12 protein-coding genes, 2 pseudogenes and 1 CRISPR repeat array are annotated in these 10953 nt (G+C 43.7%); of the genes and pseudogenes, 7 read left to right on the forward strand and 7 right to left on the reverse strand.

Translation table 11 applies throughout. The features are described from left to right. Positions 1-182: 182 nt before the first annotated feature. Entirely contained in the window at positions 183-449 is a 267-nt protein-coding gene (locus IM500_RS22975) for a hypothetical protein (RefSeq protein WP_287739601.1), read from the forward strand. 4 nt (positions 450-453) lie between these two features. Here the strand turns inward: IM500_RS22975 and IM500_RS22980 are convergent, their stop codons facing one another. The 6 genes from IM500_RS22980 to IM500_RS23005 form a co-directional block, all read right to left on the reverse strand. Continuing rightward, positions 454-882, reverse strand: coding sequence for a type II toxin-antitoxin system VapC family toxin (locus IM500_RS22980; RefSeq protein ID WP_287739602.1), 429 nt, complete (start codon positions 880-882; stop codon positions 454-456). A gap of 9 nt (positions 883-891) precedes the next feature. After that, positions 892-1131 carry an antitoxin gene (locus IM500_RS22985; protein ID WP_002793069.1) on the reverse strand — a complete coding sequence of 80 codons (240 nt, stop codon included), beginning with the start codon at positions 1129-1131 and terminating at the stop codon, positions 892-894. 261 nt (positions 1132-1392) lie between these two features. Continuing rightward, positions 1393-2214 carry a hypothetical protein gene (locus IM500_RS22990; RefSeq protein ID WP_287739603.1) on the reverse strand — a complete coding sequence of 274 codons (822 nt, stop codon included), beginning with the start codon at positions 2212-2214 and terminating at the stop codon, positions 1393-1395. After that, positions 2207-2974, reverse strand: a complete 768-nt coding sequence (locus IM500_RS22995; RefSeq protein WP_190719838.1) for a hypothetical protein — start codon at positions 2972-2974, stop codon at positions 2207-2209. Before IM500_RS22995 ends, IM500_RS22990 begins: the two co-directional genes overlap by 8 nt. Before the next feature lie 209 nt (positions 2975-3183). Then, a complete protein-coding gene (locus IM500_RS23000; RefSeq protein ID WP_287739605.1) occupies positions 3184-4065 on the reverse strand; it encodes a tetratricopeptide repeat protein in 882 nt (293 codons plus the stop codon). Between the two features lie 34 nt (positions 4066-4099). After that, a complete protein-coding gene (locus IM500_RS23005) occupies positions 4100-4246 on the reverse strand; it encodes a hypothetical protein (protein ID WP_172456229.1) in 147 nt (48 codons plus the stop codon). On the opposite strand from IM500_RS23005, the gene IM500_RS23010 reads away from it, so the two are divergent. Together IM500_RS23010 and IM500_RS23015 are read left to right on the forward strand one after the other, a co-directional pair. Beyond that, positions 4188-5672, forward strand: coding sequence for an efflux RND transporter periplasmic adaptor subunit (locus IM500_RS23010; protein ID WP_190719856.1), 1485 nt, complete (start codon positions 4188-4190; stop codon positions 5670-5672). The two genes, IM500_RS23005 and IM500_RS23010, sit on opposite strands and share 59 nt — an antisense overlap. A gap of 154 nt (positions 5673-5826) precedes the next feature. Next, a complete protein-coding gene (locus IM500_RS23015) occupies positions 5827-7044 on the forward strand; it encodes an ABC transporter permease (RefSeq protein WP_004159634.1) in 1218 nt (405 codons plus the stop codon). A gap of 61 nt (positions 7045-7105) precedes the next feature. Here IM500_RS23015 and IM500_RS23020 read toward each other — a convergent pair whose 3' ends face one another. Then, positions 7106-7537 (reverse strand): NUDIX domain-containing protein, encoded by a 432-nt coding sequence (locus IM500_RS23020; RefSeq protein ID WP_190719859.1) that lies wholly within the window; start codon positions 7535-7537, stop codon positions 7106-7108. A 277-nt stretch (positions 7538-7814) separates the two neighbouring features. On the opposite strand from IM500_RS23020, the gene IM500_RS23025 reads away from it, so the two are divergent. The 4 genes and pseudogenes from IM500_RS23025 (at position 7815) to IM500_RS23040 (ending at position 9667) form a co-directional block, all read left to right on the forward strand. Further along, positions 7815-8744: an NAD(P)H-dependent glycerol-3-phosphate dehydrogenase gene (locus tag IM500_RS23025; RefSeq protein WP_287739606.1), complete on the forward strand. Its 930-nt coding sequence runs from the start codon at positions 7815-7817 to the stop codon at positions 8742-8744. Between the two features lie 137 nt (positions 8745-8881). Then, positions 8882-9049: pseudogene (locus IM500_RS23030) on the forward strand (IS4/Tn5 family transposase DNA-binding protein); the annotation flags it as partial. Positions 9050-9073: 24 nt separating this feature from the next. Then, positions 9074-9229, forward strand: a pseudogene (locus IM500_RS23035) (IS4 family transposase); the annotation flags it as partial. 165 nt (positions 9230-9394) lie between these two features. After that, a complete protein-coding gene (locus IM500_RS23040) occupies positions 9395-9667 on the forward strand; it encodes a lipopolysaccharide assembly protein LapA domain-containing protein (RefSeq protein WP_002788612.1) in 273 nt (90 codons plus the stop codon). A 339-nt stretch (positions 9668-10006) separates the two neighbouring features. Next, positions 10007-10918: direct repeats of the CRISPR family, unit length 37 nt; unit sequence GTTTCAATCCCTAGTAGGGTTTAAGATTAATTGGAAC. Positions 10919-10953 lie beyond the last annotated feature (35 nt).

Genomic DNA, 10953 nt, shown 5'->3' on the forward strand with positions numbered 1-10953 from the left:
ATGATTGAGTAGGGGCGAAGCATTCGGACAATAACCTATTACTGAAACCCTAGATTTCCTATCCGAATGCTTCGCCCGTACCCCGAATTTTTCTCTAGCAAACTCAATTGGGGATGGGGGGTGAGTGCGATCATGGATTTTAAGCTATAATCAAAGATATTGATTTATCCCATGAAGTAACAATGTTATCGATTAATCTAGATCGAGAAACCGAGAGCTATCTAGCAGACATCATTTCCGAAGAGAATATTAGCTCAGAAGAACTTCTGAAAAAACTCATTTACGAACATTGGCAAAGCTTAAAACCGCGTAAAACTTTATCACAACGCCGGGGAGGTCATCCTCAGCATCTTTTAGAAAATGCTCCACCTGATTTATCATTGCGAGAAAACCGCAAAAAAGTAGTGGCAGAATATATACAAAACCATCATCAGCAAGATCATTTATGACAAATTATCCCCCAAAAATTATTACAGAATCAATCAACCAATTCTCTAACTTTAAACCAGGAACACGCTCAAATTCACGAATATTTGCGGTAACAAGAGTCAAATCAAGCGCTAGAGAATGAGCAGCAATCAGTAAATCATTTGGACCGATTGGGGTTCCTGCTTGCTCCAAATGTTTACGAATTAGGGCATAGTGCTTATCTACAGTTGATTCTAATGGCAAAACTGTCAAGAACTCCAGGATGCGTTCTAGTTGCTGCACCAGACGGGAGGAACCACTTTTAACCACTCCAAATCTTAATTCACACGCCACAATGATGCTCGTACAAACGCTTTCTTCGCCCACATCTACAATATGCCGGAAAACCTGACCTTGAGGATACTTGATCAAATTTGACAGAATGTTAGTATCAAGAAGATATTGATAGGTCATTGGGTGGTACTAAAATGTGATGTCATCAAGGGGAAGCAACCCTTCATCTATATCAGGAAAATTGTCTGTAATGTCTGGCAAAGTAGTCAGCAAAGAAATTAGAGAACCAGAAGAAATCGGCTCAATGATTAAGCGATGACCTTCTTTGCGTAACAAAACCTCTGTGCTTGATAGGGCAAGTTCAGGAGGAATAGTTAAGACTTGCTCTTGTCCACTTGTTAGTAAAGAAACCTGACGTAAGTTTTGCATCTGTTGACCTCTTTTTTAATGATCACCTTACTATTTTATAACAGGGAACAGGGAACAGTATTAGTAGGGTGCGCCCTTCGATAGCGTAACGCACCAAGTAGTAGTTAAATTAATGATAGATGTGGTGCGTTACGACGGATTGTTAAATGATTGAGTAGGGGCGAAGCATTCGGACAATAACCTATTACTGAAACCCTAGATTTCCTATCCGAATGCTTCGCCCGTACCCCCAACGCACCCTACATTCTGATATTATTATTTTTAAATACATTTTCCCAATTCATCAAGCAAATCCATCGCCACCTCTAGCCAGTCCACCGCACCCTCTGAAGACGGCTCAGGCGTTGCTCCCCTTACCCCTTCTGGACGCGAGACTAAGGGTTTAAAATTCTCATTATTCTCGTTGGCCTTCTCTGCTAAAAAGTCCCCTAATAGCGTCGGACGTTCATACTCCAACCGATAGTCCAATACCCAGTTTAACACTGTGATTACCTCCGATCGCTGTTCCACTGACCAGCCTTGTTTATCGATATACTGCGCCATGATTTGCTGACAGTTTTCCCACCGACGGTAAGCCTCCCACAGCGCCGATATAGGTTTCCTCATGGACAAAGACACCGCGCCGCCTTCTGGGAAATCCTGACGCAGGTCCGAACTCAACAGAACCCCAGTTAACCAAGCTCCTCCTTCCCCTAACTCGATTAAAATATAGGCCAATGTTGCTGGATTTAGGTCAATTTCGACCCTAATTTGGCTTAAATCGAACAGTTCTTCACCAGAGTCTTGAGGAATCAATACAGCTTCCAGTTTACCTAGCTTGGGTAGTACCACTTGAGCATTATCAGCCGCCGCAGCATCTACCTCTATCCCATGCTCTTCTAGATAATCTGTCAGCACCGCCGCCGCTAAGGTGTTCTGGCGAAATTCCCCAACGCTGGGATAGGGAACCCAAACAGAGTCGGCTAAATCTGTTTTAGGGTCTAAACCCGCAAGTTTAGCTAACTCAACCAGATCATCTGTATCTGCATTAGCAAGACGCAGGTACAGTTCTTCAACTTCTCGAATAAAATCTGCATCACTCATAACGTAATACCTGACGACTTAGATAGGGCTGGGTTTTATGCTTTAAAAATAACTTAGCTACTGCTAACTCAAATACGTTTAATTTGTGTCCAGAAATATCATCTTTAAATAAATTTTCTAAACCCGTAATCACAACCTGACGCATTTCATGAGTAAATGTCGCTTCAACGCTCCAGGGAACACCCGCAATTAACATTTTACCCAGGGAATCCGCTAATTCCCCAATCAAAACAGGCTCACCTGTCCTATTCTCGAACACCCACACAGGCTGATTATTTGCTCCCTTGTGACTAATTTGCGCTATTTTAAGCTGAAACTTATCCCCCTGGGACTCTTTCTGACGCTGTTCTCCAACTCCCTTTAAGCTTGCTTTCGATAAATCAGGAGTTATAGAGCCTTCTAGTTGAGACTTGTTTTCCTGTTCTCCCCCTAACTGACGTTCAATTTGCAACTCCCTTGCTAAAATCTGTTTCAACGCCTCATTTCTCAACTCAGAAGGCATTTGGCCATTCTCCAGTTTTAAGCGTAACTCTCCCCCCCGCAAACCAAACTTAACCCGTCCAAAGCGAAAATCAAGCCACTGCTGATTAAAAATAATCCGCACCGATAGGGAAAACGCCTCTGGATCAGACTTTTTCAAAAGCGAAAAAACACCCTTAGACTCAGGCGCAAGGGGTTCTCCCAAAATCTCCAAGTGCAGACATTCAGGACACTTATTGTCATATTCTGTTACCGCGATCGCCCTTGATTGCTTAGCCATCATCCTAGGCCTTTCAAACCCTTAACTATAATAATTGTACTGTATGTGGGGTTTGCGGCAAACAATTTGTTGTTTTGCTAATAAAGTCCCAAAACCATTTTTTAGCAAAGCTGCTACCGATATTCAGCCAGCCCTAATTAGCTAGAGCAAGCCTCAAGAATTCCTAGCAAATTGACTAAGGGGTTATCTTAATGCTTGCTGCTATCAGCTTAATTTTCTTCCTCCACTTCGGGGGTTGGTTGTGGTAAACGAGCGATAAAATCTTTCATTTTGGGATGATTAAACATTTTCTCCGTGTCTTGCAGAAGACGTTGACCCCAGAGATTTTCCTCTAAAAATTTTAGACTGACATAACGACTATCGCTAGTGAGAGCGGCCTGAGCTAATTTGATGCCCTCCTCAGTTTTACCTTGACTATAAATAGCCACCGCAATAGCTAACTGAGGTTCCAGCTGTTTAGGATCAATTTTCAAAGCGGCCCGCCAATCTTTAAGAGCGGCTTCCTTATCGCCCTGTTCGTATTTAACTAAACCAATATTATTAATAGCGGCCCAAAAATTTTTATCTTGACTAACAGCTTTTTCGTAAGCTGCGATCGCCGCAGGATATTGTGCTAACTTGAGATAGGAATTACCGAGATCAAAAAGAGCGGGGGAGATATCGGGTTTCATTTGCAAACCCGCTTCAATCTGGGCAATAGCAGACTTGTAATCTTGATTCTGAAAATAGGCACTACCGAGGGAAAATTTAATATTAGCGTGGGCATCGGCGGGAGCAAGAGCCAAAGATTGATTTAATGCCTCGATACCGAGTTGCACCTGATCGTCTTGCAGATATAAACTACCGAGAATAAACCAAGTTTGATAGAGATGGGGGGCTAACTGCACCGCTAACTTAGCCCGTCCGAGGGCCGCATCGGTACGGCGAAAACGAGCTAATTGGATGGCATCTTCGGCCATTTCAATTCCCGCTTGTTCCATCTGTTCTAACTCCGGTTCGATGGCGTAGGGGAGTAGCGCTTGGGAAAAAGCCGGCGGGCTGCCAGCGACGAAAAAAACGAGCAAAGAAATGATTAATTGAAGTTTTGGCACAGTTTACCCCCGCGATAGGCCTTTTTTAATCAGTCTATCTCGCTTGGGAGTTGTTGGCTAAAGAAACAACAAAGGCAACTCTAGAGACGTTAGTATATAACCAATTAACTTTCGGCTCATCGATGGCAATAACCGTGTTGGGAAAATCAAATCGCCCCCTATTTTGGATATTCGGACTCATGGCTAGTGGTTTTCTGGCGGTGGGAGTGGTTTCTTATCGCTTGCTGCAAACACCTCCTCCTAGCCTAGAATTGGCGAAAATGACCGTTCCTGCTCGACGGGAAACCCTCGCTGTGGAAATTAAAGCTAGTGGTAGGGTGGAACCAATCCAAAGTGTCAACATTAGCCCGAAAAACCCTGGCCGATTAGTGCGATTATTGGTAGATCAGGGCATGATTGTTAAAAGGGGACAAACCCTCGCTGTCATGGATAATTTAGAGGTGTATGCCCAAGGGATGCAGTCAGAAGCGCGTCTGCGGGAAGCTCTAGCCAGTCTGGAACAGGCTAAACGCAGCATTCCCGAAGATATCCGGCAATTACAAGCCCGATTTTATCAGGCCCAGGCCAGTTATAAGCAATTAGAAGCCCGTTTAGCTCAGGCCAAAGAAAGAATTCCCAAAGATTTAGACCAGCTGCAAGCTCAGGTACAAGCAGCCCAATCCCGTTTTCGACTAGCAGAAAATCGGGTTAAACGCAATGAAAATTTAGTCCGGGAAGGGGCGATCGCTCAAGACCAATTTGATGCCGTCCTCAATGAATATCTCAATGCTAAAGCCAATTTAGACGAATCGATCCGCCGTTTGGAACAAGCAGATAAAACTGCTTCCCCAGAAGTGGCCGGAATTGAGCAGGAAATGATCCGAGCAGCAGCAGCGATCGCAGAAGCGAAATTTGCCCTCGAACAACGCCAAAAAACCCAAGAAACCGAGCTTGCTCGACTAGAATCATCTGTAGCGGCCGCCAGGGCCGATTTAGAGCAAATCAAGATTCAATACCGCGATACAGTCATTACTGCTCCCTTTGATGGCATCGTCACCCAAAAATACGCCACCGAGGGTTCTTTTGTCACTCCCACCACTTCGGCCTCCAGTACCGCTTCCGCCACTTCCACCTCGATTATCGCCCTGGCATCGGGATTGGAAGTGATTGCTAAAGTGCCGGAAGTAGATGTGGGTTTATTGCAGCGCGGCCAACCAGTGCGAATTGTCGCCGATGCTTTTCCTGAAGAAGTCTTTGAAGGTCGAGTTATTCTCGTGGCTCCTGAAGCAATTATCGAGGATAATGTTACTTCTTTTGAAGTGAGAATCGGTTTGGTGACGGGACGGGACAAACTCAAATCGAAAATGAATGTGGATGTAACTTTTGTCGGCCAGCAGTTAGATAATGCCCTCGTCGTGCCGACTGTCGCCATTGTCACCCGGGAAGGCAAGTCAGGGGTTTTAGTTCCCGATGCCGAAAATAAACCCAGTTTTCAACCCGTTTTGATCGGTTTGGTCTTAGACGATAAAACCCAAATTTTATCAGGTTTGGAAGCTGGAGAAAAGGTCTTTATCGATCTCCCCGAAGGAGCCGAAGATACCTCGAAAACTAATCAAAAATCTCAATAATTTTTCTTAACAAATATCTCCAAATTGTCTTTTTTCTGATCGGGCAGGAGTCAGGATTCAGGAGACAGGATTCAGGAGACAGGATTCAGGATTCAGGAGGTTATTTTATTTATTCTCCCCACACCCCACACCCCACACCCCACTGATAACTGATATGTTTATCATCGAAAGTTTAAAAATGGCCGTCTCCACCCTAGGGGCCAATAAAGTGCGTAGCGGCCTGACTATGCTAGGGATTATCATCGGTAACGCTTCAGTAGTGGCCATGATCGGTATTGGCCAAGGGGCGCAAACCTTAGCCAATGACCAGTTTGCTAACTTGGGACCCAATACCATTTTTGTGGTGCCAGGGTCGCGACAAGCACGCAATACCACCGTTAATTTACCGAAAACCTTGGTTTTAGCCGATGCTCAGGCGATCGCCGAACAGGTTCCCACCGTCGCTGAAGTCGCCCCGGAAATAAACGCTCGTTTCCTGATTTCCCATCGTAATCGCAACATGACGGCTCTAGTCACGGGAAGCACCCCAGAATACGCTTCTGTCCGCAATTTTACCCTAGAAAAAGGTCGTTTTATCAATAATATCGATCTAGCCCGCAACAAACGGGTAACAGTGATCGGCACTGAAGTGGCAGCGCAACTTTTTCCCACCCAAAATCCCCTTGGTCAACAGCTGCGGATCAAAAATCTCAGTTTTGAGGTGATCGGGATTTTAGAGGCGAAAGGCTCCTTTTTTGGCAATAATCAGGATGAAATGCTGATTATTCCCCTTAGCACCATGAACTCGCAACTGGTGGGCAAAACCGGACCCTACGGTGTCGAGTTGAGTTGGATTAGTCTCACCGCGCGATCGGGGGAGGAAATCCGCGCCGCTAAGTTCCAAATCCAGAATCTCCTGCGTTTACGCCATAAAATCGTCGCTGAGGATGATTTTCGCGTCGAAACTGCTAAACAGATGATCGAAATCTTCGCCACGATTACCCAGGGTCTCACCCTACTTTTGGCTTTAATCGCCGGTATTTCCCTGATTGTCGGTGGTATCGGGGTAATGAATATTATGCTCGTTTCGGTTTCGGAAAGAACCGGGGAAATCGGACTAAGAAAAGCGATCGGAGCCAGAGAACAGGATATTCTCTTACAATTTCTGATTGAATCAACTCTCGTTTCCATCGCCGGCGGTGCGCTTGGTATTCTCGTCGGTGCAGGAGCGATCGTTCTCGTCTCCAGTTTCTCTCCCCTGGCCGCCACTGTTTCCGCCACCGCCGTCGCCCTGTCTTTGAGCGTTTCCACGGGTATTGGTCTCTTTTTTGGCGTTTTTCCCGCCTATCGTGCCTCTAAATTGGAGCCGATTGTCGCCCTCAGAAGTGTATAGTTTTTTAAAGGTTTTTCGGGGACGTTTTTGGCAAGGATTGCTTTTATAGCTAGGTTGGGGTCTAATGTCTGGGACGGATTTGATAATCCCGATAACGACGATAATCATTGAGAATGCGATCGTGATCAAAGCATAAAGGTTGGGGGAATTCCCAGAGATGAAAAATCCCGACTTTTTTGGCATCATCGGCAGCGATCGGTTGGCCTTTTGCCGTGGCGATAAAAACGATACTAATGGTGTGTTGACGCGGATCGCGGTTAGGATCGGAATAGACGTGAAATTGCTCGATTAACTGCACCTGCAAACTGATTTCCTCGTAAGCTTCCCGAATGGCCGCCGTTTCCACCGATTCGCCGTAGTCCAGGAATCCCCCCGGAATTGCCCAGCCAAAGGGCGGATTTTTTCTCTCAATTAGTACGATCGGACGGTGGGGCGAGTCGATCAGTTCGATGATAATATCAACAGTGGGGGCAGGATTGCGATAGGTTGTCATTTTTTTCAGTTATCAGTGAACAGTTAAGTAAGTAGTTATAATTAAATTGAAGATAGATTTTGCCTCTGATCCCCCCTGCCCCCCTTGATAAGGGGGGTGCCGATAGGCGGGGGGATCCCCCCTGCCCGCCTTGATAAGGGGGGTGTCTGACAACTTTTAACACCTACCTACTTATCAGTAATCGGTGAATAATTTCATTTAAGACTCATAACCTTGAAATCGAATCATTTCTAACCAGTCACTGATCAGGGATCACTAATAAGGAGGGGAATAAAAGTTGTTAGAAAATGCCAAGAAAATTACGGTTATAGGTGGGGGAATTTGGGGACAAACTCTCGCTAATTTGGCTAGACTTAATCACTTAGCTGTTAGGGTTTGGTCGCGTCATACTGGGGAAGATTTAGGGGCTATTATAGCAGATACTGAGGTAATTATTTCAGCAGTTTCGATTAAAGGAGTTGTTCCAACGATCGAAAAATTACAGCAATTACAATTAAATTCTCCCACAATTATCGTCACCGCTACTAAAGGATTAGAGCCAATCACCACTCGTACCCCCTTTCATCTTTGGAATCAAGCTTTTCCCGCTAATCCCCTTGTGGTTCTTTCCGGTCCCAATTTAGCTAAAGAAATTAATCAAGGGTTACCCGCTGCGACGGTGGTAGCAAGTTATCAGCAAAAAGCGGCAATATTGTTACAAAAATTATTATCTGGAGAATCTTTTCGGGTTTATCTGAATAGCGATCCCTTGGGAACAGAGTTAGGTGGCACTTTAAAAAATGTCATGGCGATCGCTTCTGGGGTTTGCGATGGTTTACAGTTAGGTACTAATGCCAAATCTGCCCTGTTAACTCGCGCTTTATCGGAAATAGTTCGGGTGGGAACTTGTCTAGGAGGTTGTCAAGAAACTTTCTTCGGTTTATCGGGTTTAGGGGATTTATTAGCCACCTGTAATAGTCCTTTATCTCGCAATTATCAAGTGGGTTATCAATTAGCTTTAGGTTTATCTTTGCCTGAGATTTTAGGGAAGTTAGAGGGAACTGCCGAGGGAATAAATACCACAGAAGTTTTGATGAGAATTGCCCAAGAAAAAAATTTATATGTACCGATTACCTGCCAAGTTGAGCGTCTTTTGCGCGGGGAAATTTCTCCCCAAGTTGCCGTTTATGAATTAATGCGTCGGGATTTAAAATCAGAATTTGATTAAGAGACAAGAGATTTTTCAGTGATCAGTAATCAGTTAGTCAGAGCTTTCTTAACAAAAAGAGAAGAAACTTAAAAAAAGGGGAACCGATTGATAGGTATAGTTTTGAAAGAAGGAATCAAGGTGGAGGTAAGCAAAAAATGGAGAAATGGGCAGCCCAAGAATTACAGTATGCAGACCTAGGGGACACGAGAAGAAAGAAAAGGTTAATCAGTATCGTGGAAAACTTGGCTAGGCAACCTAGTACAAGTGTGTCATAAGCCTCGGCAAATCTAGCCGCCGCAAGTGCCACATCTGATTTTGGGAATTAACCCTATTTTCAACCTTTAGCAGTCAAAATGATGGCTTCTCTTGGGGTTTTTTTAGGTAGAAAAGGCGACGGTGAACCTAGTGTTAAAACTATTTGGTTAGGACTGGGAAGGTTAGATGATATCAGCCAGACTTGGAAACTATCTGATCAAATTATTTTCCCCATAGAACCCCCTTGAGCAATCTTGCACACTTTTCTCTTTTTGTCAAATTTTATGTTAAGAAAGATGCGACTAATGGATAGGAAGACCATGAATAAAGAAAAATGGTATTAATAGGGAGCTAACTGCGAAATTAGCCTACAAAACCTGAAAAAATCTCCCACAAACATGGCGAGGACAAGCATGAATACAATTAGTAATTTTTTAGCTAGTGCTATTGTCGGCGGCTGGATTATGACCATGGCAGTTTTTGCTATTCAAAATATCCAACCAGTTTCTTTGAAGTTTCTACAATTTGAGTCAATTAAAGTACCTATCGGTGTTTTATTGGCTTTTTCTTTGGGAATTGGATTTTTTATGGCCGCATTTATCCCCGCTTTTTTGAGAAAGTCGAAAAAATCTCCTCGCAGTCGTTTTCCTCCCCCACAACCGGGGTTAGACGAGTTTGATTTTTAGATAGGGTTTGCGGCAAAAAGTTTGTTGGTGGGGTTAGGAGTCAGTAGCCGGTCGTCAGTAGCCGGTCGTCGGTCGTTTCAGGCTTTGTTGCCCTGCTTTTTTGTACCAGTTTGCGTACTATAAAAAGAATAATGCCAGGTTTTTGAATGTCCCAATCCTATATTCGCAGCATGAACATGGGATTTTAACAGGTCAAAAGCCTTATTTTAAAAGGGTTTTACCATTATTCAGCCAGCCCTATCTAGGTCAGCCCCTAATCACTTAAATTCTGAACAAAAACGCCAATTCAAGTCTGAATTGGCGCGATAATCGCTTCTAATGCCGTTGAATCTTTAGGGTGTTTCAATCCCTAATAGGGATTAACATTAATTGGAATAACAATAGAGTGAGGAACAATAAGCATATTTACCGTTTCAATCCCTATTAGGGTTTAAGATTAATTGGAACCTCCTATTGGTTTTCGCTCTTTTATTATAGCACGTTGTTTCAATCCCTAGTAGGGTTTAAGATTAATTGGAACTTTAGATTTTAATCCAATAATCAAAGCGGCAAATTTAATCGTTTCAATCCCTAGTAGGGTTTAAGATTAATTGGAACAATCTGCTTTGCGGATAAATCCATATCATACAATGTTTCAATCCCTAGTAGGGTTTAAGATTAATTGGAACCAATGCCTTTGCCATCCTCAAATGTCCAATTCAAGTTTCAATCCCTAGTAGGGTTTAAGATTAATTGGAACATTAATGGCAGTAATCCGGGCTTGGATTTAATCAGGTTTCAATCCCTAGTAGGGTTTAAGATTAATTGGAACATCCTTATTCCGGAATTCTTGAGTCAACTTAAGAGTTTCAATCCCTAGTAGGGTTTAAGATTAATTGGAACAAAAATAGTTCGCTGCCACGATGGTGATACCTGCACGTTTCAATCCCTAGTAGGGTTTAAGATTAATTGGAACTAGACATAGATATCATTGGGATTCTCAGGATGCCAGCGGTTTCAATCCCTAGTAGGGTTTAAGATTAATTGGAACCTTTCAAGGTTGCCAAGCTGTATATCTAAGTCGTTTTCGTTTCAATCCCTAGTAGGGTTTAAGATTAATTGGAACTTTGCTCCCATCAATTCACGCCCCATATTCAGCATCGTTTCAATCCCTAGTAGGGTTTAAGATTAATTGGAACAGGGTCGGGATACTGGGTAAAAATGCCTAGAGCAACGTTTCAATCCCTAGTAGGGTTTAAGATTAATTGGAACAAGGGCAATCATCGGGAACTTGAGTATTTTTTTTC

Origin of the sequence: Microcystis sp. M179S2, from assembly GCF_020245805.1 — a bacterium.
GTDB lineage: Bacteria > Cyanobacteriota > Cyanobacteriia > Cyanobacteriales > Microcystaceae > Microcystis > Microcystis aeruginosa.

Excerpts from the sequence above, each read along its gene's own strand:
- IM500_RS23040 (WP_002788612.1), top strand. The coding sequence starts at position 9,395 with ATGAATACAATTAGTAATTTTTTAGCTAGTGCTATTGTCGGCGGCTGG.
- IM500_RS22985 (WP_002793069.1), bottom strand. The coding sequence starts at position 1,131 with ATGCAAAACTTACGTCAGGTTTCTTTACTAACAAGTGGACAAGAGCAA.
- IM500_RS22975 (WP_287739601.1), top strand. The coding sequence starts at position 183 with ATGTTATCGATTAATCTAGATCGAGAAACCGAGAGCTATCTAGCAGAC.
- IM500_RS23015 (WP_004159634.1), top strand. The coding sequence starts at position 5,827 with ATGTTTATCATCGAAAGTTTAAAAATGGCCGTCTCCACCCTAGGGGCC.
- IM500_RS23005 (WP_172456229.1), bottom strand. The coding sequence starts at position 4,246 with ATGAGTCCGAATATCCAAAATAGGGGGCGATTTGATTTTCCCAACACG.
- IM500_RS23020 (WP_190719859.1), bottom strand. The coding sequence starts at position 7,537 with ATGACAACCTATCGCAATCCTGCCCCCACTGTTGATATTATCATCGAA.
- IM500_RS22980 (WP_287739602.1), bottom strand. The coding sequence starts at position 882 with ATGACCTATCAATATCTTCTTGATACTAACATTCTGTCAAATTTGATC.
- IM500_RS22995 (WP_190719838.1), bottom strand. The coding sequence starts at position 2,974 with ATGGCTAAGCAATCAAGGGCGATCGCGGTAACAGAATATGACAATAAG.
- IM500_RS22990 (WP_287739603.1), bottom strand. The coding sequence starts at position 2,214 with ATGAGTGATGCAGATTTTATTCGAGAAGTTGAAGAACTGTACCTGCGT.
- IM500_RS23010 (WP_190719856.1), top strand. The coding sequence starts at position 4,188 with ATGGCAATAACCGTGTTGGGAAAATCAAATCGCCCCCTATTTTGGATA.